The sequence below is a fragment of the Legionella sheltonii genome (genome assembly GCF_026191355.1).
Classification (GTDB): Bacteria; Pseudomonadota; Gammaproteobacteria; order Legionellales; family Legionellaceae; genus Legionella; species Legionella sheltonii.
The window spans coordinates 333,224-360,105 of sequence record NZ_JAPHOQ010000002.1 but is presented as its reverse complement, the minus strand read 5'-3'; the positions used below and the strand labels follow the sequence as shown (position 1 = coordinate 360,105).

The following is a 26,882-nucleotide window of genomic DNA, read 5'->3' as shown; positions in this document are numbered from 1 at the left end:
TGGCAATTCCCCATCGCGCCGTGTTCGCGTGATCGAGCATAGAGCCCGTAGGTTGGGCCTTGGCCCAACAAAACAGCTATCATAGGATTTGGTGTGTTGGATCTAGGTCCAACCTGCATGTTTGAAATAATAATCATCACCAGATGGCAGCGTTCGTTAGATAATTAATACATTCTTACAAGGAGTACAAATCAAATGGGTTATAAATTTCGCCTAAGCTGTTTCTTGCTATTGAGTGCACCGTCGATCTTATTCGCTGATGATACACTTGTTTTTGCTGTTGATATTATTCGGCATGGGGATAGAACACCAATTATTCCTCTCCCTGCAGTAAATTATCAATGGCGAGAAGGCCCTGGTCAGTTAACAGCCGAAGGCATGCGGCAAGAATATAAGCTGGGGGTCGAGTTTCGTAGAAGATATGTGGAACAAGCCCATTTATTACCAGATCACTATGAGCAAGGAACCATGTATATTCGGTCCACTAGTTATGAACGTACGCTTATGAGCGTTCAGTCTTTATTAATGGGATTATACCCCCCAGGAACCGGCCCGCATACGGACTCTTCTATTCCTGCTTTACCTTATGGTGTTCAGCCTATACCTATTTTTAGTGCACCCGCTAAATATGACGAGGTAATTCTCCAGCAAGTAAGTCCTGAGGAACGGGCAAAGTTAATGGAGCAGTATGTATACTCAACAAAAGAATGGCAACAAAAAAATGATGAGCTCAAAGATAAATATCCACTTTGGAGTGCCTTTATAGGTGCACAAATTGGTAGCTTGAATGATCTTCAATTACTGGGTGATGCCTTATATATACATCAAATACATAATGCGCCAATGCCTGTTGGACTAAGTACCCAAGACATTGAAACAATTATTGCTGCCAGTAATTGGGCTTTTATGGCTCAAGAAAAGCCACCACAAGTAGCAACTGCCTACAGCAGCAAACTCATGACCAACATTGCTAATTATCTTAACGGTGGTAGTCAGAAAAACACCAAACTTAAATATGTTTTATTATCTGCTCATGATACGACAATTGCCAGTGCATTAAGTTTTTTGGGGGCCCCTTTGGAGAATGCACCACCATATGCTTCAAATCTTAATTTCTCTCTGTATGAGCGTGATGAAAATTATTATCTTGTAAAAATTACGTATAATGGCCATCCCGTTTCTATTTCGGCTTGTGGTGGGGATGCTTGTGAGTTACAACAGTTTATAAAGCTGGTGCAGCGCACTAAAAATCATGAACTCGTTTAATGAAGCTTTTCTGGCTAAAAGCGAGTTTGTTGAACAATCGTATGTCATTCCGCCTTTGCGAGAATGACAACGACGCTATTTCTAGCGTACGTTGGTTATAGGGTCGATTTCTCATTCCGATGGAAAACTAAAATTGGCTCGCCGTCATCCCGAGTGTAGCGAGGCATCTCCATTTTGGAGCAGGATATTGCGATAGGAGATACCTCGCTATGGTCGGGATATAGGCTGTGTTTGCTGCTTTAAAATCACATCATTTTAATCACGAGAGTGGAGTTATTTTTTATAAATAGCGCTCTTTAATGTGGGCAAAATAAAAATCTGGATTTAATTCTTCGCCTGTTGCCTGACGTAAAAGTTCTTGATAAGGCAATAATCGTCCTTTTTCATGAATATGCTTTCTTAACCAAAGTAACAGCGATTTAAAATCCCCTTGTTGTAGCTGTTCTTTAATATCAGGAAGTGATTTTTTTACTGCTGAGAATAATTGAGCAGCAATTAATGCTCCGAAAGTATAGGCTGGAAAGTATCCAAAAATTCCTGAAGGCCAATGAACATCTTGCATCACTCCGTTTTTATCATCACCTTTTGTAGATAATCCTAAATATTTCTGCATGGATGAATCCCAGACCTCAGGTAAGTCTGCAATAGTAATGTCAGAGTCAAAGAGTTGTTGCTCGATTTCATATCGAAGTATCACATGTAAGGGATAAGTTACTTCATCTGCATCAACACGAATTAAGCCAGGCTGTACTTTTGTATAATGATAAAAAATATTTTCTTCAGTTATATTCGCTACATCCTTAAAATATTTTTGTGCCATTGGCACCAAGAAATGGATGTATGCCAAACTTCTGCAAATTTGCATTTCAATAAATAAGGACTGACTCTCATGAACAGCCATCCCTAAAGAATGCCCAACAGGTTGTATACTCCATTCTGTAGGTAGGCCTTGTTCGTAGAGTGCATGTCCTGTTTCATGGGTACTTGCCATTAGTGATGATAAAAACTCATGTTCTTGATAGCGGGTTGTAATGCGAACATCACTAGAGATACCACCACAAAACGGATGATGGCTCACATCCAGCCGGCCGTGATTAAAATCAAAACCCAGTCGCGTCATTATTTCCATTCCAAGCTGCTTTTGCTTTTCTACTGGAAAATCTCCGGTGATTGCTTTTATCTGCCGATCCTTTTGTTTTTCAATAATCTTAGGAATTAGCGTGGGTAACTCATTTTTCAATAAATTAAAGATAGGTGTAATAGTTTTACAATCTAAATCTGGCGAATACTCATCAATTAAAACATCCAGAGGCGATTTATTAAATGTTTGTGATTTAATTTCTGCAATTGTTTTTATTTTTTGAAATAATTTTTCCAGATAAGGCTTAAAAGATTTCCAGTCATTGTTTGCACGTAATTCGCGCCATGCTTGGCCGCAGATTAGTGATTCATTAGTAAATTCTTCGACTAAATGTACGGGGATGCAGGTGGCCTGCAGATACTCTTTTTCCATCCAATAAAGATTTTTTTGTTGCCAGGATGATAAATGATATAGGCGCGGTTTTTTGGACGAAAAAAGGTAATTTTTAAGAGCTATTCTTCTAAGTAACAGAGGAGAATAGAATGAGCAAAAAAAGAAACTATTACACGGCATCAAAAAAATCAAAGATAGCAGTTGCGGCAATTGAAGGAAAATTGACTCAGGCTCAACTGACCAGCGAATACGGTGTGCATCCTACCCAAATTAAAGCATGGAAGCAAACAGCATTGCAGGCTATTTCAGATGCTTTTTCCAATTCTCATGATAAGGATAAAAAAGAGCAAGCCGAGCTTGTTGGTGCTTTGTATGAGGAAATTGGTCGACTTCAAGCCCAATTATCATGGTTAAAAAAAAAGACTGCCACTGAGCTTGGATGAAAAGCGTAAGCTGATTGATAGCAACGCTGAAATATCAATCCGAGAACAATGCATGCTACTCGGATTGAGTATTTCCAGTTATTATTACAAAGCGTCTCCTATATCAGCAGAGGACGAGCGGCTCATGGCGCTGTTAGACGAGCATTATCTCCAGTATCCATGTGAAGGTAAAGTGAAGCGCGCACAATGGTTGTCCCTTGAAGTTGGCTATCCTGTTGGTAAACGACGCATCAAGAGACTCATGGAGGCTATGGGATTAGAAACCGTCTACCCAAAGCCAAATACAAGCGTTCCCAATAAAGAGCACACCGTGTACCCCTATCTATTACGTGACATCGATATCACTAAGCCTAATCAGGTCTGGGCTGCTGATATTACCTACGTGCGTATGAAGGGAGGCCATGTTTACTTGGTTGCCATCATGGACTGGTATAGTCGGTATGTGCTTCAATGGGCGGTGTCCCCAACATTAGAAGCAGAATTTTGTGTAGAGGCGCTAAAAAACGCGTTATTACAGGGGCGGTGTGATATTTTTAATACCGATCAGGGTGCTCAGTTCACGTCTAATGATTGGATCAATACCTTGAAGGCCCACAAAATCTCTATCAGTATGGATGGGCGCGGCCGATACCTCGATAATATTTTCATAGAACGTTTATGGCGCAGTGTTAAGCAAGAAAAACTCTATCGGTATGATTTCGAAACAATCGAAGAGATAGAGCTGGAATTAGCTGAGTATTTTGAATATTATAACAACCGAAGACTCCATCAGTCTTTTGGATATTTAACACCAGCTCAAGTGTATTTCGGACACCCTAGTACGGTTTCTAAAACATAGTTCGGTGTGTCATGGCTTACCCACAGGGTCCACAGGCCTATCCGAGACGATGAAGGCTCTACTGGCCTATGGACTTGTGGATAAGCCATTCTGTGAGAGCAGGAGTTAATAAACCAATTCGGAATAGCTCTTATTTTTCCTGAATTTTGTTCCAGATTACCAGACCTAGATTAAAATGTTCAATCTCTTTTGCTTGTTTTATTAAGTCGCCTACTTTTTTATGGGTTAGCCAATCATGTTGGACAGCACTTAATGTAGCCAAAGCTTCTGCTCGTGCTTTGCCCCCGCCAGCGGGCATCATAGACGCCTCATCCCAGGAAACAATTGCTGCCAGATTTTCAAAGTCATAATATTTTTTAAAATGCTGTTCTAATTGTTGGTATGCATTCATGAATCATCTCATTATTCTATTTTGCCGAGTTTGGCTATTTTTTGTTTTCGATTTATATTAAGTTAAATTGGATTTCCATTCCCGTCCAGGCGAGGATGATAAAATCAAAAATAGCCACCTTCGACTCTATTTTGACATGGGCTATTTTAAATATATCTCTATAATCAAAGGATTCAAATAAATTTATGACTAATAAATAAAGGGAATTATTTTTATCTTTACCTTTGACTTGTATTGTTCATATTCAGAATATTTTTTGCTTAATAAAATTTCTTCTTTTTTTGCTTTGAAATCGAAAAAAATGATTAAAATTAATGAAGTAATGAAAGAGAGTAGCGCGCCCCAGAATACAGACCAGCCAATAGCCATTGTAATTACTCCTGTATAGATTGGATGCCGAACAATGCCGTAAATTCCTGAGGTTACGAGCTGAGTGTTTTCTTTCGGGGTGACAACAGGTGTTAAAGCCGATCCTAATTGTTTTGCCGCAATGATTAGGATCAACAAACCGATAATAAAAAATACTGAACCAATGATCTGCAATATCAGACTATGAACATACATAAATGGCGTGAGCAGAAGAATTACTAGGCCTATAACCATTTGTGTGACTACATATTTATCCAGGTATTGTGTGTTCATGGTTACTCAGTTTTATTAACCAGTTCGAATTGGAACAGGTATTTATCATCCATTACATAAGCTATAGCTTAAATTGCTTGTTGGGTCAAAATAATTTTGCTCATTTATGCTACAATTTTTTGTTTTAAAATCAATTACATTCACAAAAATTGTCTATTCTAAAAAAAGAGTGTGAAAAATAAATAAAATTGGTTTATTTGGCCTACCAAAAATTGTAAATTAACTGTAAACTTGCTTCGTGAAAAGACAGACTCGTGACAAAACGAGCTTCTTTTCAAGAGGTTATGTTTATCGGAATTTTAATTATTTTAATTTTTAAGGAGCAATGATATGCCTCACACACCACCAGGCTCACCTAAAGTTGAAAAAAAGACTGACGAAGAAAAAAGTTTGCACAGCTCACAGGAAAGTATCGAAAAAGAGCAAGAGAGCTTAGATAACTCACAGGAAATTTTAGAACAAGAAAGCTCACAACAAAGACTTGAGTCTGAAGAGGCGCAACAACAAACCCCACAACAAAATGAACAACCAAGAAATGCAAATTCCTTTTTTGGTTTTGCTCCTAGAACAGTACCTGCTTTTCTTTGTCCTCAGGGCCATATTCATTATATCTGCCCAAATGGTCATTTCCATACCATACCAGCACCAGCAGAGTTAAGGTTAACACTTGCATTGGCATCCATGTTAAATGCTCTTAATAGGCTGAATTTAGATGAGGAAGAAGAACTGGAAGAGAACACTAATCCAGCGTCACCTGAACAAAACCAAGAAGTAGAGCCAACAGAGCAGCAAGAAGTGGTGAATGAGGACAAGCAAGAGGAAGAAGAAGATAAAGAAGAAGAACGCGTCCGTTGCTTTACCATGTAATTTCTAATTCCGCAGCCTCGAGCTGCGGATTTTTACTTTAGACCGTACCTATCATTTAACCAATATTCGCTCATTAAGCACGATTGATCCTTTACCTCAACCTCTTATATCATCGCACTTAAAAAATTTCTAAAATTCAAACCAAGCTGAGTTCACATGATCTTAATAATCAAGATGATTAAAAAACTGGTTCTTTTCTTTCCTTTTTTGGCGATGATGTTATTGTTCAAAGCCATAGTAGTTAATGGCGCTCCTGAATCTAATAAAATTCAAGTCGAGATCAATAAACTGGCCGAGATAAGTAAAATAGGTAGGAAAGTCAGTTCTGCTCAATTGCCCAGCCCTTACAATGAACTATTAACTCAGCCTTTAATGACACCAAGTATCGAGAAGTATTATGGTCGTCGTGCAATTATAAAAACAATTCTTGCAAATCAGGATCCGGAGAATAATACTTATCGCCGCTCGATTGTTATGCTGATTGATAGCAATAAAGAGCGGAATGAGCCCAATTTGGCACAAACAAAAAAAGAGGCCATGGTTGTCGAGCTCGCTTTTATTACTATGAACTTTAATGCATTACCAACGAGCATGATCGCAGAAGTGCTGCATACGAATACTCCTTTTGGCAAACTGTTGACCAAGTATCAAATTCAAGCACTGACCCAGAATCGAAATTATTATAAAGTCCGATGCGACGGAACATTAGCGTCGTTAATAAATTGCACTTTAAATGATTCTATTTATGGACGCACCAATACTCTTATTCGCGCAGATAATAAAAAATGGTTGGCTCATGTTGTGGAAATTTTACCCAATCCTACGGAAACCATTTCCCAAGACAAAAAGGTGGCTGGTACTAAATAACTTTTTGTTTTTAGTGTGTATTAAATGCGTATTGTGATATTATCCAGTCCAATATTATAAAGAAAGGGTAAGTATAGATTTTGCTAGCTTGAGCTGAAATAGCCAAAATAGTAGAAAGGTAAACAGACCCTAGAGCAAAAGGAACTTGGTGATTTATGTGGAATGAAAAAGCGACAAAGCCCTTCCTAATTATTTATATCGGATTCTTGTTTCTAGCAACTTTTTTCATAGTTCCTACCATTACCAGTTTTTATTATTACGCTTGGGGAAAACACCTAGCTTGGTCCTATTTTGATGGACCTCCAATGATTGCTTATTTTTTCCATATTTCTCAAGCCCTGTTTGGAAATACTTTCTTTTCTATCAACATTGTCGGTTTTTTATGCTTGATTGGGGGCGCCTATTATATTTACAAGACAGGTTGTCTCCTACATGATCAGCGGACAGGATTAATTAGCGCATTGCTCTGGGTCGCTTTGCCCACGACCACGGAAAGTATTTTTGTTCGTGTTTTATACGATGCCCCATTAAATTTTTTTACTATATTGTCCTTCTATTATTTTGCTCTCTATATTTCCCGCAAACGAATTCTTGATCTTTATCTGTGTGCCTTGTTTATTGGTGCCATGATTTTATCTAAATATACTGCTGTTGTTAGCGTAATCGGTTTGTTGCTGTATGTTGTTTTCTCAAAACAGAGACAACTCTTTAAAAGCATCCATTTTTACCTGGCGAGTTTAATCATTATTCTAATGGTTTCTCCTGTGATTTATTGGAATATCAATCATAACTGGATATCAATTACTTATTTATTAAATTTTCACAGTCAAACCCAAACCAACACGACGATTGTTCATTGTCTCTTTGAACTCATAGGGGCATTGGTGATTAATTACTCTGTTTTCCTGCTATTGGCTGCATTGGGATGGTTCAAGTATCAACAGAGTAAAAATACATCAAGGAATGAAGTTTTAGAATTGTCTTATGTGGTATTGCTTGCCGGTCTGGGTTTTTGGATTACAGCGACTTTATTGGGAGGGGATGCTCGAGTGGTTTACTTGACGCCACTGGGAATGAACCTCGCGCTGATCACTGGATATCTCATTACCCAATATCATTATCAACGGTTTTTCATGATAATTTATCCATTTTTTCTGTCCCTTAGCATTATTATGATCGTTATTAATTCATGGCCTATAGCTTACTATTTGAAAAAAGGCAGGGCTTATACAGTACTCAACAAAGCGATTCACTCACTTGAAATGATAAAGAAAGAACAACCTATAGTTACTGGTTATTATACTAATGCTGCAGCATTGAATTTCTTTATGCCCAATGAGCCTGTGTATGCCATTCCTTGTGGGGATATCAATCAATATCAATATTGGGGAGAGGCTTTTTTAAATTCACTATCCAAAGGAAAAATTAACAAAATAACCTATATCGATTTTAGAGATACAAAACAATGTGCGGAGCGATTTTTTAATCAGTGCCAATCATTGGCTACATTAGCGCATCATAAAATAATTCCAGTCATTCACAAGCAAACTAAACCGATACATTTATTTGTATATGAATGCTCTTCACCTCGTACTCAAATTTCTAATGGTTAATCAAAAAATCAGCGGAGTGAGCGAGTTATGCTAAGAGATTGTTCTCGAGCCTCTTAGGTAATTTGGGATTTATTTTCCCATTCTGTTTCTTTTCGATTGCACTTGTAATTCTATAACGTAATAATGGTTCCGAATTTAACCAGTCACAAACATGCTGTGTTTGTATTAGGCTACTCATAAGGAAAAATAATGAAACAAAAATTACTTATAGGATTTACAGTTGCTGCACTGTCTTTCGCACACATAGCCAATGCTGATTTTACTTTTAATTCGGGCTCAAATTCGTGTGACGATATTCCTGGAAATTGGTCTGGCTCAGGTAAGGCGAGTAATTGGTTAATCGGAGAATGTGTTTATAATGGAGCAGGAACAGTCAGTGCAGTCGATAAAGAGGGTAATTTAAACATAGAGGTAACTGCTGACAAACGCTCAGGAAGTCTCGTGTGCCCAGACCATAATACCACGCAACTGAAGGGGATTTGTGTTAATGGGACGGTGACCATCAAAACAGAATACGGTAACTTGAGCGGCATTTTTTCAAAAACTTCAGGCAGTGCAAAAGGAAGACTAACTGTTTCACCGGGTATGGATGTGGATGTATCCATTCAATTTAAAAGGGTAGGATAAAATAGATTTGTAGCCTGGGTGAAGCGTTTTTGATGAGGGCTGCATTCAGGCTGTATTGCGTCAATCCTATAAGGATTTTTTTAAAGCTACTATATGTTGATAGGCCTCATTTATTCGTTCTTGACTGATTTCACCTGATTGGACTTTCGCTTCAATGATGTCAATAACTCGTGCTGGATTTTGTTCTGGAACAGATAAATTGTTTCCAAATATCAGCATATCTGCACCTGCATTGATGGCTAGTACTAAAGCCTGTTCAAGACCATAATTATCGCTAATTGCTTTCATCTGCATATCATCTGTAATAATGACGCCTTTAAAACGGAGTTGATTGCGAAGAAGGTCAGTTAATATTTTATGAGATAGAGTCGCTGGCATTCCAGATGGATCAAGTTGACGATTCACAATATGAGCTGTCATGACGACACCGCATGTTTCATTGGAATTGATCAGGCGTGCAAAAGGCTCTAACTCATAAGGGTGCCAGGTTTCTGTAACATCCACAAAACCTAGGTGTGAGTCTTTAGTCGAACTCCCATGACCTGGAAAGTGTTTATAAGCACATTGAATTTTTTGATTTAGGAAATGATGTGTGTAAATACCTGCAAAGCGGGTGACTTGTTTGGGATCGCTGGAGAAGCTTCGATCTTTTTTCCCAATCACTGGATTGTCTGGATTGACGTTGACATCCAGTTCTGGGGCAAAATCTAAATTAAATTCCGCTTTTTTTAGAGTTTGACTCATAGACTCCGCAGTGGACTCAGCCTCCTTAATACTTCTTTTGCCGACTTCGGCAGCAGATAAGGTTGGAGGAAATCCATATTGCTCACCTAAGCGATTTACCTGCCCCCCTTCATAATCTATTGAAATTAAGAGAGGTAATTGCATTCGATGATGTTGCAAATTACCTTGCTCCGCAAAGTATTGCAGTTCATGATTCAGTCTTTTTACTTGTTCCGGACTTTCAATATTTTTATCAAACGTGTTTGTATGATAGTTATAGTCGAATAAAATGACACCTCCAATATTATTTTTCTCAATTGTTTTTACTATTGGCGATTTTGCATTAATTTTTTTTCCGTCAAAACCAATAAGAAGCATTTGGCCAATTTTATCGCGCAAACTCACTTCGGATATAGGCCCAGCAAGGCAACTTGCGGAAAAAAATAAAGTGAACAGCAGTGAAAAAAAGTAGTTCATATATGGCCTATGTATTTGCTAGTTGGTGCAAATTTTATCATTTAGTTCTATTTTACGCAATCTACGCCTGATATGTCTCTAATCGTTTAAGTATACCTGATAGATGAGAGTTGCTATTATTTGTTTAACAAAAGGATTAGGATCATAAGTTATGACTACTGCGAGTGAGTACTTTAATCAGAATTGGCAACGTTACCAAAGTGCTCTTAAAAATAATACCTTATATCATCGTGAGATGTTGCAGGCATTGCAAAAATTTCTCTCAGAATATATGGGAAGCCGTTCTTTCTGCTTTGTGGATGTGGGGTGTGGGGATAGTAGTACCGTTCTTCCTGTGCTTACTGCAACTTCCATCAAAAAATATATTGGTATTGATGCGGCCCAAGATGTTTTAAAAATGGCAGAAAACACATTAGCGTCCCTAAATTGTGAAAAAGAGTTTATTGCAGATAATATGATTTCCGCACTCCCGCGTTTAATCGCTCCTGTTGATCTCATCTATACCAGTTATGCGGTTCATCATTTATCGCTGGATGAAAAAGAACGATTTATTGCAGTCTGCAAACAGAAACTAAACCCTAATGGTTTTTTGTTAATGGTGGATGGGGTACGCAAACCGAATCAAACACGTGATGAATGGCTGGATGCTTTGCAATCGCGAATGTTAGAAAGTAATCCTGAAATCGATGGTGATGAGATTATCGTCCGTATGGAACATCCACGAGCTGATGATTATCCTGAAGAAATTGAAACCTTCGCCCAAATTGCACGACATCAATCTTGGCGTAATTTTCAAGTTCTGGTAGACCAGGGGATATTTGCTTTTATGGTCTTTACTAAGTAGTTTTATGGTGTCTGCTTAGATCGACACTAATTCGACGCTACAAACTTAAATAATATATAGGTTGGGCCAAAGTCCAAGCTGCATCTTATTGATTTATCTAAGTAAACAGTTGTGCTTTTGTTGCATTAATGTAGATTTTATCGATTATCCCAATAATCAATGATGCTGGCCCTGACGCACTAGAAGAAGTTGGGCCAACGCAGTCCGCGTAAAAATGTACTGCATTTTTGGCAGCCCAAAAATGATCTTGGACTACGGAATTAAAAACACTAATAATTGCTGAAAGTAAATTGCCTATCCCCGCTACTTTTTGCACCATAGCGGAATCAAAATTAAATTGATCCATATGATTGGAGTTGACAACCCAATGTCTTTTCCCACTTACGACTACAGTAAGCTTATGCTTTTTTGATAAGGACTTAGCATGCTCAATTATTGTTTTGTCTTCGATCAGGTGATTACTATCGTGGATGACGAGTGTATCAGTCAGCAAACTCGCAATTTCATTAGGGTAGCCACGAATAACGGAAATTTGATGTTTTTTAATCAAATTGATTGCAACATCAGTTCTGTATCGGGTGGCTCCCACTCCCACTGGATCTAGAATGATAGGAATATTCATTTGGTTTGCTATCTTACAGATCTGATTGCTCAGCTTTACAAAAGCATTATCTAATTTACCCAGATTGATTACCACTGCTTTCGATATTTTCAGTAATTCCTCAACTTCTTCTTCTGCACTACACATTATGGGAAAGCCACCAACACTGCGTATTCCGCTTGCTACGTAGCCCATAGGGAAATAATTGGTAATAGTTAATACAAAAGGTTTTTGTTCTTTTATTTTCCTTAAAATTTCATTTATTTCAGGTGCCATGAAAAGTCCGTTTTAAACAGTGTTTTATTAAAAATTACTTTAACTTACTTTTTCAATTACAACCACTGAATTTATGGAATAAACTTCGCGCTGGCTAACGATGCTTCGTGTTGCAGAAAAGCGACGGAGGTGTAAATTGATATAGGCGCGGTTTTTTGGACGAAAAAAGGTAATTTTTAAGAGCTATTCTTCTAAGTAACAGAGGAGAATAGAATGAGCAAAAAAAGAAACTATTACACGGCATCAAAAAAATCAAAGATAGCAGTTGCGGCAATTGAAGGAAAATTGACTCAGGCTCAACTGACCAGCGAATACGGTGTGCATCCTACCCAAATTAAAGCATGGAAGCAAACAGCATTGCAGGCTATTTCAGATGCTTTTTCCAATTCTCATGATAAGGATAAAAAAGAGCAAGCCGAGCTTGTTGGTGCTTTGTATGAGGAAATTGGTCGACTTCAAGCCCAATTATCATGGTTAAAAAAAAAGACTGCCACTGAGCTTGGATGAAAAGCGTAAGCTGATTGATAGCAACGCTGAAATATCAATCCGAGAACAATGCATGCTACTCGGATTGAGTATTTCCAGTTATTATTACAAAGCGTCTCCTATATCAGCAGAGGACGAGCGGCTCATGGCGCTGTTAGACGAGCATTATCTCCAGTATCCATGTGAAGGTAAAGTGAAGCGCGCACAATGGTTGTCCCTTGAAGTTGGCTATCCTGTTGGTAAACGACGCATCAAGAGACTCATGGAGGCTATGGGATTAGAAACCGTCTACCCAAAGCCAAATACAAGCGTTCCCAATAAAGAGCACACCGTGTACCCCTATCTATTACGTGACATCGATATCACTAAGCCTAATCAGGTCTGGGCTGCTGATATTACCTACGTGCGTATGAAGGGAGGCCATGTTTACTTGGTTGCCATCATGGACTGGTATAGTCGGTATGTGCTTCAATGGGCGGTGTCCCCAACATTAGAAGCAGAATTTTGTGTAGAGGCGCTAAAAAACGCGTTATTACAGGGGCGGTGTGATATTTTTAATACCGATCAGGGTGCTCAGTTCACGTCTAATGATTGGATCAATACCTTGAAGGCCCACAAAATCTCTATCAGTATGGATGGGCGCGGCCGATACCTCGATAATATTTTCATAGAACGTTTATGGCGCAGTGTTAAGCAAGAAAAACTCTATCGGTATGATTTCGAAACAATCGAAGAGATAGAGCTGGAATTAGCTGAGTATTTTGAATATTATAACAACCGAAGACTCCATCAGTCTTTTGGATATTTAACACCAGCTCAAGTGTATTTCGGACACCCTAGTACGGTTTCTAAAACATAGTTCGGTGTGTCATGGCTTACCCACAGGGTCCACAGGCCTATCCGAGACGATGAAGGCTCTACTGGCCTATGGACTTGTGGATAAGCCATTCTGTGAGAGCAGGAGTTAATAAACCAATTCGGAATAGCTCTTATTTTTCCTGAATTTTGTTCCAGATTACCAGACCTAGATTATCTCATCCTGATAAAATGAAACATGCTCAGGAGAAATCTAAGGTCGAATCTCATTCTAATAAAAAGAAATAAATTGTTTTCTGAGTATTGGCCTTACCTAAAATGGTAAGGCCAATCGGAGATTAGATTATCTATAGCAACGTAATTGACCCCATGCATTTCTCCAGCAGCCGCGATGATATGGAGCTGGTTTAGCATATGGTCCTGGATGATTTAATACGCATTGATTATACATATTCCTATGATATCCATGTCCGCAGCCTTGAGCTGCACTGGCAATGGATGTATAACCTACGGCGAAAAATATTGAACCGACAATAATACCTGTACGTAACACTTTTGAAATGCATGAACTTTTATTCATTACATCCTCCTTGGTTTTACTTTTTTTTTTCACTCAGCTTAAGTATAGAGTTTATTTTTTATTTTGCATAAGTTTTCACCAAAAAATGTATGCTTTAATACTAAGTGATTGAAAAAAATTCAAAAAGGACTCGTGATGGATTATTCCGCTAACATGTTTTGAAAACTTACCATTCATCTTCCCATAAATTTAATTGTTTGTTGGTTAAATCCTCTTTTTTACAAAACTTACTCAGTGTTAAATAGGGATCAGGTTCAACATTTAAGCGATATTTTTTACAAGCAAGCTGAAATCGAGTATTTAAAAGATTGGCATATTCTCCTTCACCTCGCATGCGGCTGCCAAACCGTGCATCATATTCTTTTCCTCCCCGCATTTGACGAATAAGGCTCATCACATGTTCGGCTCGTTGCGGAAAGTGTTGCGCAAGCCATTCTTTAAATAATTCCTTTACTTCATGAGGCAACCGGATCAACACATAATTGGCATGCTTGGCTCCAGAATCTGCTGCAGCGTGCAAGATTTTTTCCATTTCCATGTCATTGATCATCGGAATAATAGGTGCAACCAAAACACGAGTAGGTATCCCACTCTCAGTTAAGTGTTTTATGATTCTTAATCTTCCTGAGGGTGCGGTAGTTCTTGGCTCCATAATTCGCTTTAAATCGGTGGAAAGTGAGGTGATACTAATTGCAACTTTGGCCAGATTTTGTTTCCCCATATCGGACAGGATATCTAAATCACGTTCTATAAGTGCATTTTTAGTAATGATAATTACGGGGTGATGGTGGTTCGCCAATACTTTTAAAAGAGTTCGAGTAATTCCCAGTTTCGCTTCTGCGGGTTGATAAGGATCGGTATTTGCTCCTAAGACAATAGGCTTACACTTATAATTTGATTTATTAATTTCTTTTTCTAAAAGCTTTGCCGCATCTACCTTATAAAAAATTTTGGTTTCAAAATCGATTCCCGGCGACAAATTAACATAAGAATGGCTTGGTCTGGCATAACAATAAATACAACCATGCTCACAGCCTCGATAGGGATTAATGGACTGTTCAAAGCCTAGATCAGGAGATTCATTACGGCTGATTATTGATTTGGAATGTTCGGGCAATAATAATGTTTCTAGTGGAGGAAGACTGTCTTCTTCAATATCCCAACCATCAGCGAAAGACTCACGAGTTTCTGGCTCGAAGCGGCCATCTGGATTACTAAGAGCACCACGATTTTTAAGCGTCTGATTGGGTTTCATAAACAGTTATGAATAAATAAAAAACAGTTTAGTGTATCACAATCCTGAAAAAAATATTTGGCCTCTTATAGGTAATACTTATTCTCTGGGGCGATTGATTACGGATGCAGTCATTCTCGAAATACATGTTAGTTTTTGTTCTTCATTAAAAATCTTAACTTCCCAAACATGGGTGGAGCGTCCTATATGGATAGGGGAGGTGATGGCAGTAACAATGCCTTGTTTCACGGAGTGAATATGATTGGCATTAATTTCTAAACCGACACAAAAAAATTGACTTACATCAATTACTGCATTCGCTGCGGTGCTTGCTACTGTTTCCGATAAGGCGACATTAGCACCGCCGTGAAGAATGCCTATGGGTTGTCTGGTGCGCTCACTGACTGGCATAGTTGCTCTTAAAAAATTATCACCTATTTCAATGAATTGAATACCAAGAAATTCCGACATGGTATTTTTACCAAACTGATTTAGAGACTCGAGAGAAATTTTTTTAAACCATATAGCCATTTTTATCTCCTTTTTCTTAGAGCCTGCTTACCATGCTACTATTTTGGATCAATCTGGCGAACTGTAAGCAGAACTTAAATTAAGATAAACTTTATTTATTCAAAAACCAATAAGAAAATTAATATGAATCAAGCTTGTATGAAATGTTTTATCTCTGGAAAAGTTCAGGGAGTGTGGTATCGCGCTTCGGCTCAAAAAGAAGCTAAAAAGCTGGGTATTACCGGTTGGGCACGAAATCTTAATGATGGACGTGTAGAAGTTTTTGCTTGTGGTTCTGTTGAAAACCTTGAACTATTTTACGAATGGCTAAAGGAAGGGCCGCAACTTGCTGTTGTAGAAGAGTGTACTTATGAACAGCTTATTTGGGAAGAGTATGAGGGATTTGATACTTTTTAAGTGAATTTAAAGTAGTCTAGAATAGCGCAGCGCAATCAAGAATTTTTTACCGTCATCCTGAGCGTAGCGAGGGATCCCTCGGCCCTACATCCAGTAGATCCGTCACGACGCTCGGAATGAGGGGTAGGGCTAGTTTATAGACTGAGACTTGATAAAATGTTCTATAGATTGAATTAATCGAAAAACCTGGTCAGGGACAAATATTTCAAGTTGTGCAAAGACATGAATCATTCCCTTAAATTCTTCAAGTATTACAGAAACCCCCAAGTTTTCAATTTTTTTTGCAAACGCAAGTGCTTCATCAAATAAAGGATCATATTCTGCTGCTGCGATATAACAAGGTGGCAATAATTCTAAATGTTGGAAATACATTGGTGATGCTTGAATCCGATCACCTCCATTTCTAAAATAATTATCAAAATACCATTTAATTTTTTCTCGTGTGAGCAAAAAACCTTCTCCATTGCGCTGATATGAATCATAGTTCATAGAGAAATCAATAGAAGGATAGATTAACACTAATCCTTTAATCGAAGTATTGCCCTGCTTTTTCATTTGATGGCAGACCGATAGTGCTAAATTTCCTCCTGCACTATCACCTGCTAAGAAAACCTGTTCGGTATTTACTTGAAATGCTTTAAGTAATTCAGCCTTTCGCTCAAACACTGCAATACAATCCTGCAACCCAGCTGGATATGGGAATTCTGGGGCTAATCGATAACCCACAGAAAGGACTATAGTTTGGCTGCTAACCGCAATCCGACGGCAAAGAGCGTCATGGGTATCTATACTTCCTGAGAGATGTCCGCCTCCATGAAAATAAATCATTAAAGGTAATTTCTTTTGTGGGGCCGGATGATAAATTCGTGTTGGTATCACCCGATCAGCCAGTTGCAGCACTAGGTTACCGATCAAGGGTACAAATAATTTAGGTAGGGCAAAAGCTTCCGCTGTTTTTTCTGCGAGATCACGAACCTCTTCAGGCACAAAAACAGCGGGTTTGGTATTGCTCAAATTTAAAAAATTTTGCAGTGTTTGAGGTATATGGCTTTGCGACATGGATTGCCTCCTATTCCACGCAATGAGGTGTAGATATTTACTCTGAATCTCCAGATAATATCAACGAATTTTTTATCATCAAAACCTTCATTATTAATAGTCCTACAACAAGTAACCAAACAATACTTAGAATAATAATAAAACTTAATAAAGGATTTATCATTAAATAGCCCATTAAAATGACACTGAGTGTTGCAAAACACATGTTAACAAAACTCATCATGGCCGCAGCACTGGCTTTGTCCTTAAGTGCGTTAGATGCTACAAATGAACCTCCTGAAAAGAGAAAACTACTGAATAAATATAAACTGGAGGTAATCAGGAAAAACCATAACGTCGATTGACTCTCGAAATGCCACATCAACAATAAATTAAGTATCCCCAGGGCAACGCCAAGAAAACCAATCGAAATGAGCTGATTTGCTGAGAAACGAGACATTAACTGTTTGGAAAATATTCCGCCAAAGAGCATACCCACAATGTTGAGTATATTCCAATAGCCGTATTCTGCTGCTGATAGCTTCAATAACTCTTCTGCGATTTGAGGTCCTGCAGCAGAAAAGCAATAAGATATTGCAGAACAACAGCCCACTACTAATGAAAAAATCACCAGTTTTGCAGAAGATAGGGCAGCATAATAATCACGGATAATCGTTAAAACATGTATCGATTTAGGATGCATCAATGTTTCGCTAAATACACAGGTGCCCCAAAGCATTATTACACCATGCAAGAGTAAAATCCAAAAACATCCTTGCCAGTGAAGATATTCAGTAATTAATCCACCAACTACTACAGCGATCCCAATCCCCAGTGCAAAAGACAACACAGAGTAGGCCATAGCCGTTTTGCGTTGTGACTCAGGTAACCATTCATTAATTAACATGAAGGTACATGCAAGCCCACTGGCAGCACCTAAAGCGGTAATTAACCGTCCACTCACAAGCAACCAATAGCTGCCTTGTAGCAAAGCAAGCAAACAAATAACAATCCCGAATAGATTAATTACTAGCCCTGTGCGCAGTGCTTTTAAACGCCCAAATCGGTTAGCGAGCGGGCCATAGATTAATTGACCCACCACATAGCCAATCAAAAATGCGGAGACGATCCATTCAACGGATCCTGGCCCTAAAATATACTCGGCCTGGATTTTGGGCAAAGCAGGGGTGATAATCGCTGCCGAAACCGATGCAATTGAAATATAGTTGAGCAACCAAAATAGGTTAAATGATGATGTTTTTCCAAGAGCGCTCATGGCTGTCCTTAGAGTAAAAGGATTCATTGTATGAGCTTTTTTATCTTAGTCAATAATTCTTTTTTTCTTATTTAATTCGTGCAGTGGATAATTGCTAAATTTAAGTAGGGATGGGTCGCTTTATTCTATAGGTGCTTTGCGAAATGTTCTAATGGTTTTATGGGTCTTGTTATCAATAATTTCACCGCGAATGTCACCAAAATAGCCATTGACTTGAATGAGCATCCAAGCATAAAGCTGGTCGATATTAGTTCCAGTTTGGGTTGCGATTCTTTCTTCTTTGCAGTACACATTTGCGGTAAATTGCGTGTTCATTTAAGAATCCTTTGAGCCTAAACTTATATATATAAGTTTAGCGTTTTTTACTTATTTCACCACGTGATTGAGAGGTATTTTGAACTATAATTTATATAGGAGAATTGTTTTCAGGAGTTTGTTATGAATACCAATTTTCTAGCTGCTGTATTAGGTTGGTATTTGGTAATTGTGAGCCTGCTTTTACTGATAAGACGTGAAGTTGTAGTTACCGCAATGAGAGAGTTAATGGGGCAACGTGCTGTCATGTTAGTTGTTGGCATAATAACATTGATTATTGGTTTATTAATGGTTATTAGTCATAACGTGTGGTTAATGGGTTGGCCTGTTATTGTTACGATTTTTGCTTGGTTAATACTCATTGGCGGCTTATTTAGGCTCTATTGTCCAGATACTGTGTATAAAATTTGGAATAAAGTAATCGATAAATCGGGACTATTGATCACTACGGGAGTAATTTCATTAATCATCGGCCTATTTTTGTTGTATAAAGTTTATTTTCATTGATCGAAAAGCCATGTTTGGTGCATCTTGAGTGAAAATGCCTCTCAACCTGCGCTTTAATTCAACTTTTACCCAATTTTTTAAACAGCCCATGCTAGGGAAGCGTAATCCCAGTGTCTAACCTGGCTACAGATGCTAATTCCAAGGGCATTGAACAATTTATTTTGATTCCCTAATCAGCTCTTTGAATGTTACAGAGAGATTGGTATAAAAAAGTGTAGTCGTACTTTCAAATCCAGAGTCAGTACCTAAAATTAGCCATGCCTCACCTTTATTGCTGGTAATTACTGTATAGTTAGCTAGTCTGCTTTGCATTTCTTCATCAGGTAAATAAGGTAAGGTTTTTAGTCGGTAGATGGAATTTTCTGTGTCTGTGCCTACAGTACCAATGGTAATCATGTCTTTTCCATCAAATGCTTGATTTCCCTTGTCTAAATCCATTCTGTAATAATCAGAGCTATCTACATACCGTTTGGGTTCATCAGATACAGCACCAATTTTTACATAGACTGAATCACCAGGTGAGCCGCCCGTTCCTGTAGAACCCTCAGTGGCATTAGAAGCAAATTCCAAATTAAAACGCACATGGTACGTTGTATTAGGTTTTAAGCCTTTTACTTTTTTATAAGCATACATGAATAGATCATCGCTATGATTGTTACCCGATATTTTTAATCCATGCAGGGGAGTATTAATTTCATGGGGGAGTGTAACGCCATTTTTGAATTCAAGCTCAAAGAATTTTTCTTGGCCTTTAGGATAATCAGCAAAAGAAACCTTAAAATGTTCTTTTTTCGAAAAAGTAAACTTATAAGATTTTAGATCAGGCTTGCCTAAAGCAGGTGCCGAAACTGAAAACAGAGTGCATACTAAAAAAAAGCAGAACAAAATAGTGCACTTCAAGATATCATCCATCTGGTCGATAATGGCGCATTTTAAAATTAAACCGCCTGTAGAGCAATACAGCACTACCAAAAGCAGCTAATGACATGCCCCACCAGAGGCCGACGCCTCCCCATTGAAGAGGAATTGCAAATAAGTAACCGATAGGTAGAGCGATTCCCCAAAAACTGAACATGGAGATGACCAGAGTATAGCGTGTGTCTTTTAGAGCACGTAAAGCACCAAATAGTGAGATACGGGCTGATTCGAATATTTGAAAAATGGCACAAATTGCGAGAAGTTGGATGGCAAAATGAACAACGCCCTGATTGAGGGGATCGTGTGTATCAAAATCAATTCCAATAAGTAACTCAGGGAAAAACCAATAAATAAGCGCTGCAACAGACATAAAAATAACGGAAGCAAAAGTACCGGTATAACCTGCGTGCTTTGCAGAGCTTATATCACCTTCTCCCAGTAGATGTCCTATGCGAACAGTGATTGCTTGTGCTATAGAAAAAATGATAGATATCAAGATGCATAAGTATTGTAAGGTGATTTGATTCGCGGCCAACAATTGATTTCCAAGAGAACCTGCAATTAAAATCAAGACAAAGAAAAAGCCAATTTCCACACAATACATTATCCCTAGAGGAGCACCAATTTTCAGTAGTTCCATGCAGTAAAATGGTTTAAGGTAAGTAAAGAGAAGACGTGTATAGGGTTTATAATCTTTATTTATAAAAATAAACCCAGTGAAAAATAATGCAGTTATCAAGAAACCTATAGTTGATCCCCAGCCAGCACCAGCAACGCCTAAAGTGGGCAAACCAAATTTTCCAAAAATCAGTACAAAACTAAATAGGATGTTTAGGGAAACATTTAGGGTGCTAAAGAGTAATGCAAGTCGTGTCTTGCCAAGTCCTATAACAAACTCCATCAGTACCACAGTGATAAAATTAGGGAATAATCCCCAGGTCAATGCATGTAAATAAGATTCTGTCAGATTAACTAATGCTTGATTTTGTCGAAGATACAAGAGCAGCGGGGCAATATGCCAAAAAAAATAACATGCTGGAAGGGTCAGAATACATGCCAGCCAAAACCCATCTCGAAACACCAAAGAAATTCCATGTGTATTTTGCGCTCCATATTGACGAGCTACCAAGACATTAATGGAATTTAAGATACCCAAAATAATGACGTTAAATGTACCAAAAAGCCAGGCAACCAGTGAACCGGCAGCTAATGCGTCTTGGCTTACATGAGCTAAAAAAATAGTTACAAAAAAATAAATGGAAGATTGTAATAATCCAGTGAGAATTAGTGGAATAGCTAATCTGAGTAAGGGTTTAAAATTACTTCTAAATGATTTCACAACACACTCTCAATGGATACAGTTTCGCCTTCTTACTATAAAAAGACATAAAGACATATTAAATATGAAGCAGCTTAATTATAGCTCTAGTGAACTACCAGTACATCAAACTTTATTTTAATTATATTCAAACCCTATTAGGGCGTGTTGACAATTTATCCCCACCGGCTACGTGCCGCGACTTGTTCGCGGCATCCAGGAAATGGTCAAGTTAAAGATGAACTTAATTCATTGCTCTAATCTATTGATGAATAAGAGCAAACTCATAATATATCGATTTCAATATCAAGTATAAAACGAGTTTGCAATGGCTAGACTGATGCTCAGTGATGAGCTATGGTCTAAGCTAAAGGATATGATAGCGAGGAAATTCGAGATCAGATTAGGCAAAAATCATCTACTCCAATGATTCCTCGGAAGACGAACTCTAAAACTGGGAATGCTGATATTGATTGGGGTCTATACAAATATCGTCATCTAGTTGAAAACGTATTTGCGCGACTTAAACATTTTCGAGCTGTTTCCACAAGAGATGATAAATTGAAGAGAAATGATGCGTCAATGCTCGCAATGGCTTGTTCCTATATTTGGCTACCAATGTAATCAGTGAAATTTAGGTGATATCATCGCATTGAGTCCAACACTCTGATCAAAACAAGGAAGCAAAATGAAGTCATTTTATGTCTATATTATGGCAAGCAAGCGAAATGGTACACTATACGCTGGTTCAACATCAGATTTAATTAAACGAGTATGGGAACATAAAAACAGCCTGATTCCGGGATTTACAGCTAAGTACAATGTACATATATTGGTTTATTATGAGGTTCATGAAACCTATATAGAAGCTGCTCGACGTGAAAAGCGATTCAAAAATTGGCCCAGGCAGTGGAAGTTAAATTTGATTGAGAACCTAAATACAGAATGGCATGATCTTTATGAAGAAATTTGCCACTGATTAAGATCGGCTGGTTGCCGCGAACACGTCGCGGCACGTAGGCGGTGGGGATGAATTGTCAACACGCCCTATTTTTTGGGAGATATTCGTTAAAAGTATGAGCCGAACGGCACTTCGGCTCATATTGGCGCCGGTTAATTCATGTGAATTAAGGTTGATTTTAAACAGTGCTCATCATAGAAATTCTCCAAGTCTTGAAGGAGTATTTTTAATTCTTCTGTATCATAAATTCCTTCTTGGGCTTGTTCTGCAAGCTGTTCGTATGAATCTGTATAAATTTCAAAGAGACTTTCTGCATAAGCATCCTCTTGCTTTTGGTTTTTTTGAATTTCTACAATCAGATCGTCTACCTCAGTTTTCATGGTCTCATACTCCTCTTTGCTTCCTAGAACTTTCACTTTGGCTTCTGACTTATTTAGAGATTGATAGAGTAAATAAAGGACAATTAATCCAATGGGAATCATAACAATGCATGCCATATAGATTCCTGCATTATTGTTCTCATGACTCGGTACTGGACAAACAGCCGTATCTTGATTTTCTGCACAAGCAGCGAGAGCTTGAGGTTGTGCTGAAGGCAGTTGTTGGGATTTATGTGTTTCATAAAACACATTAGGTTGTTGATAATCATCAACTGCAGATATTTTTTTATTCCTATCAAAAAATGATGGGCATGATTTCGTTTGCGGAAAGGATCTTTTCTCGGGCTTCAGTTGAGGTAATAATTCCAACCTATCCGGTTTTTGAGGTGGTTCTAGACCTTTGAGTTGATACTGAAATGTGATCCAGCGATGCATCGAATCCATCAATGTATTTAATTCTTGAGCTTGTCCAGCAAGTGTTGCAAAATCAGAACCTTTTATTTTAGGCCCGTTTAAATGACCAATCACATGATTGACTTGTTGTTTGAGCGCTTGATTTGTTTTTGCAAGTTCCGCTGTTGTAGAGGGAAAATGAGCTAAAGTATCTTGATTCCCTATGAATGTATTTAATTTTTCTTGTTCCGATGTGAATAATTTTTTTACTAGAGATAAATTTTGTTCTTCTTGAATTGCTTTATGATAGGCATGTGTATTGGCACGGATTATTTCCTCAATGTGAACAGATGATTCATCAATAAAGTATTCAATTTGGCTCAGAAGGGAGGATAACTGTTCCTTAAACTGAAAAACTGTATACACTTCACCCGCTTGTCCCAATAAATCCATGGTTTGGGTAATAACTTTTTGAAACTGTTCCAGTTCATTAAGATCCGTCATCGCTTTGGCATAATGATCGAGTACTTCTTCTTGCATATTGATTAAGTGGAAATCTGGGCATTCTTTAAGTTGATTACCGGTTAATTGTAATACAGGCGTAGGATTTTCTACGATGGCAGTAGTGCTTTTACTGCACTCTTTTGCTGCTTGAGTTGGATAGGCTTTCAGATCACTGGGTTGATCAATTGCGAACCTATAAGGGTGGGGATTAACCTGATTCGTATTCAGAGCAAAATGTAATATTCTGTTGCGCTCAGTGGACAATTGTTCAATGGTTTTTGATAATTCACCAAGACGATCTCTTAATAGTTGCGATTCAATTCGATGGGTTAATTGAGGGTGAATTTCATCATCAATAGTGCTGCGGAAATTGGCTAAAAATAACCGATCAGAACCTGAAAAAGGCGAAATGTTTTTTTCTATAGTACGAACGTAACGAGTGACATGCTCCAATTGTTCCCTGGTTTGTTTGGCATTAGGGTTTTGACTAATTCCTTTCAGGATATGATTCAAATCCAGTAAGAAGAAATTAATGGGCTGATTTAAATGATCTGGTGGTAGTTCCTGATTTCTTAATAATAAATAATCTCCAGCTTTTTGCATTAATTCATACAAAGCTGGCCATTGGAGGCGTTGACTATCAATAGGCTGAACGTGAAAATCATCTCGTGTTAAGGCGTGACGCGTCTTATATGCATTAGAGTAAAACCAGGAACGCTCATACACATTAATCAAGGCTTGTGAATCATCAGCAAACCATGAACTTGGATTGCTCAAATAATCAGAATGGATCCCTGAATTAGCCCGCGTTTTAAGTATCCATTCTCTTTGGGCTAATTCTTCTTCAGTATAACAAGACTCTGAATGAATCCAAAAACGAGAACGATGATGCTGGGGTTGATATGAGGTATACTGCTCCTTCTTTTCCTTTGTCATACTTCTCACTCCTTGAGATAGAACAACTAGAGGTTATTGTGCGATTGGTAACTAAATAGAATATTTTTGATCCATTTTAATTTGATAACATGCTTTACATGAATATGCAACAGTAAGAGATCAATCAAGGGAACGGTGGTTTAACCTTCTCTTTTTTGTTAAATTATATTTTTTAACTTGAACGGGTTGCTTATGCCTTCTTTTGATATTGTCTCTGAAACCAACATGGTTGAATTACGTAATGCAGTTGATAATGCGGTACGCGAAATGGGTACTCGCTTTGATTTTCGAGGGGTAGAGTCAAGTATAGAACTTAAAGAGCTTACGGTGACATTACGCTCCGAATCAGACTTTCAAGTCAGGCAATTAGAGGATTTGTTCCGAAATCATTGCAGTAAACGTAATCTTGATGCCTCTGGTGTAGATATGGAAGAGGAGCCGGTGCATAGTGGAAAATTTTACTCCCTAAATATGACTTTTAAACAAGGAATAGATCAGCCAACAGCTAAGGATATCGTCAAACATATAAAAGATTCCAAGAGTAAGGTTCAAGCCTCTATTCAAGGGGATAAAATTCGTGTTACAGGTAAAAAACGTGATGATTTACAAGAAGTAATTGCGCTTTTAAAAAAATCAGATATTAAATTGCCATTGCAGTATGAGAATTTTCGGGATTAGTCCTCTTAGCAAAAATTTTACCTAATACCCTCATCCTCCCTTCGGGTACCTTCTCCCTGATGGGAGAAGGGAATCGTAGCTATTAAAAGTTAAGTAATCCCCTGTCCCATTAGTAGGAGAGGCTAGGGTGATGGTGTTTTTAATTCACAATTTCATCAATTTTGGCGGAAATCCTTGCTGTTAAATAAGGATCTTTTTGGGCAAGACCACGAGCAACTTTCAGTTGAGCGACCGCCGCTCTTTTTTGCCCTTCAAGAAGTAAACATTGGGCTTGTGTAAAATAAGCATAACTTTTTTGATGCGATTGCGCTTGTGCTCGGGCTAATTCACGGCATAAAAGAAGATCTTGTCTGTACTTTCTACTTCCTTTAAGCAGGATACTTGTTGCTTTTTCATTTTGATTCGCAGCCAATAAACCCTGAGCATAAGCCATCAAGGCTGCATAATTATCTGGGTAATTTTTTTGTATTTCTTCCAGTCGAGAGAGGGCTGCTTTGTGCTGGGATAATCCTGTTTCAGTCTGTGCCATAGCAATTTGAAAATAAAGATTATTATTTTGTACTAACAAAGGACTTAAAATCGCAGCGGCCTTTGCATAATTATTTGTATTAATTAAGCTAAGGGCATGGCCATATTGGCAGGCATAGGCAGGAGTTTTTTTGTTGCATTGATGTTCATAATAATCAAGTAATGTTTTTGGTTCACGGGTTACTGAAGTACGAATTAATTCTTTGACTAAAGGATAATCAGACGAGTCTGCAAATTGTTTGTGTGAAAATTGTGCAGTACGGTTTTCTGCTTCAGCTATCCTGTCTCCGTCTAGAGGATGGGTACGCAGAATAGCAGGGACATTCGCAGTATAATAATATCGTGAATTTTCCTGCATTTTTTTAAAAAAAGCAGCCATACTATGAGGATTATATCCTGCTTTAATCAGCATATCGATGCCAATTCTATCTGCTTCTTTTTCTTTAGAGCGCGTAAAGTTGATGTTATCTTGAGAAAATCCTGATAAAGATCCCATCATTCCAGCCATGCCAACTGTTGGATTGATAATCCCTAAAGCAGCCGATGCCAGTAACGAAGCGAGCATGGGAATACGCATTTGTTTTTGATGCTCGATAGCTCTGTACAGGTGATGCAAACGCACGTGTGCGATTTCATGGGCCATTACCCCCGCAAGTTCACTTTCACTATCAGTAGTTAAAATGAGTTGAGAATTGATACCTATATGCCCACCAGGACCTGCGAAGGCATTGATTTCATTTGATTTTACTATAAAGAAATCAGGTGATTTAATATGTCCCGCACGCGCAAGATTTTTTCCAATACGATTAACGTATTGGCTGGCTAGTGGATTTCGCTCCACACTTTCTGATTGATTGATCTGCTGAACGAATTCTTTCTCTAATTGTTCCAGTTCACTTGTTGAGTATGGAGACAGTCCCTCAGCGAAAGCAGGCTGGACAAGAAGACTTGCTAACAGAATCCAACAGATGTTTTTCTTAATTTTCAATTTAATCATTAGGCTACTCAAAAATTGAATAATTTGTTATCATTCACGCATCGTAACTACTCATCTCCTCTCGTTATCCCGTGGTTTGACCTTGGGAAAACGGCTATTAGATACATGAGCGGTTACCATGCATCTTTAGAAAGGTACTAA

Annotated in this window: 27 protein-coding genes and 3 pseudogenes; 15 read left to right on the top strand and 15 right to left on the bottom strand. The window is 38.2% G+C overall.

Going from position 1 to position 26,882, the window contains the following annotated elements; translation table 11 throughout:
- Nucleotides 1–195 precede the first annotated feature (195 nt).
- Nucleotides 196–1,266, top strand: a complete 1,071-nt coding sequence (locus tag OQJ26_RS03600; protein WP_265702567.1) for a histidine phosphatase family protein — start codon at nucleotides 196–198, stop codon at nucleotides 1,264–1,266.
- A 280-nt stretch (nucleotides 1,267–1,546) separates the two neighbouring features.
- Here OQJ26_RS03600 and OQJ26_RS03595 read toward each other — a convergent pair.
- Nucleotides 1,547–2,812, bottom strand: a pseudogene (locus OQJ26_RS03595) (carboxypeptidase M32); the annotation flags it as partial.
- Between the two features lie 77 nt (nucleotides 2,813–2,889).
- Here OQJ26_RS03595 and OQJ26_RS03590 point away from each other — a divergent pair.
- Both OQJ26_RS03590 and OQJ26_RS03585 read left to right on the top strand, forming a co-directional pair.
- Nucleotides 2,890–3,183 (top strand): hypothetical protein, encoded by a 294-nt coding sequence (locus OQJ26_RS03590; protein ID WP_065235619.1) that lies wholly within the window; start codon nucleotides 2,890–2,892, stop codon nucleotides 3,181–3,183.
- A complete protein-coding gene (locus tag OQJ26_RS03585) occupies nucleotides 3,176–4,021 on the top strand; it encodes an IS3 family transposase (protein WP_082650874.1) in 846 nt (281 codons plus the stop codon). Before OQJ26_RS03590 ends, OQJ26_RS03585 begins: the two co-directional genes overlap by 8 nt.
- 145 nt (nucleotides 4,022–4,166) lie before the next feature.
- Here OQJ26_RS03585 and OQJ26_RS03580 read toward each other — a convergent pair.
- Nucleotides 4,167–4,412, bottom strand: a pseudogene (locus tag OQJ26_RS03580) (carboxypeptidase M32); the annotation flags it as partial.
- A 189-nt stretch (nucleotides 4,413–4,601) separates the two neighbouring features.
- Complete coding sequence (locus OQJ26_RS03575) at nucleotides 4,602–5,054, bottom strand: methyltransferase family protein (protein ID WP_265702563.1); 453 nt, start codon at nucleotides 5,052–5,054, stop codon at nucleotides 4,602–4,604.
- A 330-nt stretch (nucleotides 5,055–5,384) separates the two neighbouring features.
- Here OQJ26_RS03575 and OQJ26_RS03570 point away from each other — a divergent pair, with 330 nt between their 5' ends.
- From OQJ26_RS03570 to OQJ26_RS03555, 4 genes are all read left to right on the top strand, one after another.
- Complete coding sequence (locus tag OQJ26_RS03570; protein ID WP_265702562.1) at nucleotides 5,385–5,921, top strand: hypothetical protein; 537 nt, start codon at nucleotides 5,385–5,387, stop codon at nucleotides 5,919–5,921.
- A gap of 156 nt (nucleotides 5,922–6,077) precedes the next feature.
- Nucleotides 6,078–6,788: a hypothetical protein gene (locus OQJ26_RS03565; RefSeq protein WP_265702561.1), complete on the top strand. Its 711-nt coding sequence runs from the start codon at nucleotides 6,078–6,080 to the stop codon at nucleotides 6,786–6,788.
- Between the two features lie 155 nt (nucleotides 6,789–6,943).
- Nucleotides 6,944–8,401, top strand: a complete 1,458-nt coding sequence (locus OQJ26_RS03560; RefSeq protein WP_265702560.1) for a glycosyltransferase family 39 protein — start codon at nucleotides 6,944–6,946, stop codon at nucleotides 8,399–8,401.
- 189 nt (nucleotides 8,402–8,590) lie between these two features.
- Nucleotides 8,591–9,028: a hypothetical protein gene (locus OQJ26_RS03555; protein WP_265702559.1), complete on the top strand. Its 438-nt coding sequence runs from the start codon at nucleotides 8,591–8,593 to the stop codon at nucleotides 9,026–9,028.
- A 66-nt stretch (nucleotides 9,029–9,094) separates the two neighbouring features.
- On the opposite strand, the gene OQJ26_RS03550 is transcribed toward OQJ26_RS03555, so the two are convergent.
- On the bottom strand, nucleotides 9,095–10,228 hold the full coding sequence (locus OQJ26_RS03550) for a glycoside hydrolase family 3 protein (protein WP_265702558.1): 1,134 nt from the start codon (nucleotides 10,226–10,228) through the stop codon (nucleotides 9,095–9,097).
- Nucleotides 10,229–10,379: 151 nt separating this feature from the next.
- Here OQJ26_RS03550 and OQJ26_RS03545 point away from each other — a divergent pair, with 151 nt between their 5' ends.
- Nucleotides 10,380–11,072, top strand: coding sequence for a class I SAM-dependent methyltransferase (locus OQJ26_RS03545; RefSeq protein ID WP_265702557.1), 693 nt, complete (start codon nucleotides 10,380–10,382; stop codon nucleotides 11,070–11,072).
- Nucleotides 11,073–11,169: 97 nt separating this feature from the next.
- Here OQJ26_RS03545 and thiM read toward each other — a convergent pair whose 3' ends face one another.
- On the bottom strand, nucleotides 11,170–11,949 hold the full coding sequence (gene thiM, locus OQJ26_RS03540; protein ID WP_265702556.1) for a hydroxyethylthiazole kinase: 780 nt from the start codon (nucleotides 11,947–11,949) through the stop codon (nucleotides 11,170–11,172).
- A gap of 213 nt (nucleotides 11,950–12,162) precedes the next feature.
- Here thiM and OQJ26_RS03535 point away from each other — a divergent pair, with 213 nt between their 5' ends.
- Together OQJ26_RS03535 and OQJ26_RS03530 are read left to right on the top strand one after the other, a co-directional pair.
- Nucleotides 12,163–12,456 carry a hypothetical protein gene (locus OQJ26_RS03535; protein WP_065235619.1) on the top strand — a complete coding sequence of 98 codons (294 nt, stop codon included), beginning with the start codon at nucleotides 12,163–12,165 and terminating at the stop codon, nucleotides 12,454–12,456.
- Complete coding sequence (locus tag OQJ26_RS03530) at nucleotides 12,449–13,294, top strand: IS3 family transposase (protein ID WP_082650874.1); 846 nt, start codon at nucleotides 12,449–12,451, stop codon at nucleotides 13,292–13,294. The genes OQJ26_RS03535 and OQJ26_RS03530 overlap by 8 nt, the downstream gene beginning before the upstream one ends.
- A gap of 300 nt (nucleotides 13,295–13,594) precedes the next feature.
- On the opposite strand, the gene OQJ26_RS03525 is transcribed toward OQJ26_RS03530, so the two are convergent.
- From OQJ26_RS03525 to OQJ26_RS03515, 3 genes are all read right to left on the bottom strand, one after another.
- The gene (locus OQJ26_RS03525; RefSeq protein WP_265702554.1) at nucleotides 13,595–13,831 is read right to left on the bottom strand and encodes a GCG_CRPN prefix-to-repeats domain-containing protein; all 237 of its coding nucleotides are present in this window, start codon (nucleotides 13,829–13,831) and stop codon (nucleotides 13,595–13,597) included.
- Nucleotides 13,832–13,997: 166 nt separating this feature from the next.
- On the bottom strand, nucleotides 13,998–15,086 hold the full coding sequence (locus OQJ26_RS03520) for a PA0069 family radical SAM protein (protein WP_265702553.1): 1,089 nt from the start codon (nucleotides 15,084–15,086) through the stop codon (nucleotides 13,998–14,000).
- A gap of 78 nt (nucleotides 15,087–15,164) precedes the next feature.
- Nucleotides 15,165–15,596, bottom strand: coding sequence for a hotdog fold thioesterase (locus tag OQJ26_RS03515; protein ID WP_265702552.1), 432 nt, complete (start codon nucleotides 15,594–15,596; stop codon nucleotides 15,165–15,167).
- Nucleotides 15,597–15,719: 123 nt separating this feature from the next.
- Here OQJ26_RS03515 and OQJ26_RS03510 point away from each other — a divergent pair, with 123 nt between their 5' ends.
- Nucleotides 15,720–15,992, top strand: coding sequence for an acylphosphatase (locus OQJ26_RS03510; protein WP_265702551.1), 273 nt, complete (start codon nucleotides 15,720–15,722; stop codon nucleotides 15,990–15,992).
- A 129-nt stretch (nucleotides 15,993–16,121) separates the two neighbouring features.
- Here the strand turns inward: OQJ26_RS03510 and OQJ26_RS03505 are convergent, their stop codons facing one another.
- From OQJ26_RS03505 to OQJ26_RS03495, 3 genes are all read right to left on the bottom strand, one after another.
- Nucleotides 16,122–17,051: an alpha/beta hydrolase gene (locus tag OQJ26_RS03505; protein WP_265702549.1), complete on the bottom strand. Its 930-nt coding sequence runs from the start codon at nucleotides 17,049–17,051 to the stop codon at nucleotides 16,122–16,124.
- A gap of 37 nt (nucleotides 17,052–17,088) precedes the next feature.
- Nucleotides 17,089–18,306: an MFS transporter gene (locus OQJ26_RS03500; protein WP_265702547.1), complete on the bottom strand. Its 1,218-nt coding sequence runs from the start codon at nucleotides 18,304–18,306 to the stop codon at nucleotides 17,089–17,091.
- 120 nt (nucleotides 18,307–18,426) lie between these two features.
- Nucleotides 18,427–18,621, bottom strand: a complete 195-nt coding sequence (locus tag OQJ26_RS03495; RefSeq protein ID WP_265702546.1) for a hypothetical protein — start codon at nucleotides 18,619–18,621, stop codon at nucleotides 18,427–18,429.
- 123 nt (nucleotides 18,622–18,744) lie between these two features.
- Between OQJ26_RS03495 and OQJ26_RS03490 the strand changes: the two genes are divergently transcribed.
- The gene (locus tag OQJ26_RS03490; RefSeq protein ID WP_265702545.1) at nucleotides 18,745–19,128 is read left to right on the top strand and encodes a DUF308 domain-containing protein; all 384 of its coding nucleotides are present in this window, start codon (nucleotides 18,745–18,747) and stop codon (nucleotides 19,126–19,128) included.
- 156 nt (nucleotides 19,129–19,284) lie between these two features.
- Here OQJ26_RS03490 and OQJ26_RS03485 read toward each other — a convergent pair whose 3' ends face one another.
- Complete coding sequence (locus OQJ26_RS03485; protein ID WP_265702543.1) at nucleotides 19,285–20,028, bottom strand: hypothetical protein; 744 nt, start codon at nucleotides 20,026–20,028, stop codon at nucleotides 19,285–19,287.
- 4 nt (nucleotides 20,029–20,032) lie between these two features.
- Nucleotides 20,033–21,385: an MATE family efflux transporter gene (locus OQJ26_RS03480; RefSeq protein WP_265702541.1), complete on the bottom strand. Its 1,353-nt coding sequence runs from the start codon at nucleotides 21,383–21,385 to the stop codon at nucleotides 20,033–20,035.
- Between the two features lie 348 nt (nucleotides 21,386–21,733).
- Here OQJ26_RS03480 and OQJ26_RS03475 point away from each other — a divergent pair.
- Both OQJ26_RS03475 and OQJ26_RS03470 read left to right on the top strand, forming a co-directional pair.
- Nucleotides 21,734–21,988 (top strand): annotated as a pseudogene (locus OQJ26_RS03475) (transposase); the annotation flags it as partial.
- A 64-nt stretch (nucleotides 21,989–22,052) separates the two neighbouring features.
- Nucleotides 22,053–22,343, top strand: a complete 291-nt coding sequence (locus tag OQJ26_RS03470) for a GIY-YIG nuclease family protein (protein ID WP_265684141.1) — start codon at nucleotides 22,053–22,055, stop codon at nucleotides 22,341–22,343.
- A 134-nt stretch (nucleotides 22,344–22,477) separates the two neighbouring features.
- Here OQJ26_RS03470 and OQJ26_RS03465 read toward each other — a convergent pair whose 3' ends face one another.
- Nucleotides 22,478–24,538, bottom strand: coding sequence for a hypothetical protein (locus OQJ26_RS03465; protein ID WP_265702538.1), 2,061 nt, complete (start codon nucleotides 24,536–24,538; stop codon nucleotides 22,478–22,480).
- Nucleotides 24,539–24,730: 192 nt separating this feature from the next.
- On the opposite strand from OQJ26_RS03465, the gene OQJ26_RS03460 reads away from it, so the two are divergent.
- The gene (locus OQJ26_RS03460; protein ID WP_265702537.1) at nucleotides 24,731–25,216 is read left to right on the top strand and encodes a YajQ family cyclic di-GMP-binding protein; all 486 of its coding nucleotides are present in this window, start codon (nucleotides 24,731–24,733) and stop codon (nucleotides 25,214–25,216) included.
- Nucleotides 25,217–25,355: 139 nt separating this feature from the next.
- Here OQJ26_RS03460 and OQJ26_RS03455 read toward each other — a convergent pair whose 3' ends face one another.
- Nucleotides 25,356–26,741 (bottom strand): M48 family metalloprotease, encoded by a 1,386-nt coding sequence (locus OQJ26_RS03455; protein ID WP_265702535.1) that lies wholly within the window; start codon nucleotides 26,739–26,741, stop codon nucleotides 25,356–25,358.
- Between the last annotated feature and the right edge of the window lie 141 nt (nucleotides 26,742–26,882).